Source organism: Virgibacillus sp. 7505, assembly GCF_002272135.1.
Taxonomy (GTDB): domain Bacteria; phylum Bacillota; class Bacilli; order Bacillales; family Amphibacillaceae; genus Terribacillus.
The window spans coordinates 1-203 of sequence record NZ_NPBF01000535.1 but is presented as its reverse complement, the minus strand read 5'-3'; the positions used below and the strand labels follow the sequence as shown (position 1 = coordinate 203).

The 203-nt window shown below is 42.9% G+C and carries 1 pseudogene; it reads right to left on the bottom strand.

Annotated features, from left to right (window positions below):
• Positions 1-203 (bottom strand): annotated as a pseudogene (locus tag CHH91_RS20105) (adenylosuccinate lyase family protein); the annotation flags it as partial.

The window sequence follows — 203 nt, the reverse complement described above, 5'->3', positions numbered from 1 at the left end:
TATACTTCTTCGGCAATTTTATGACAGCAATTTGCCAATAGAGCCAAATTCGACATGTATTCCAATTTATGCGTGTTTATATTTCTAGATGGTACAGTCATCGGATACATACCAACTAACGCAGCCACACGGTTTTGCACGTTAATCCCTATCTCCGGCATTGAACTGAACGTGCCGACTGCCCCGCCCATCATCACTTGAAA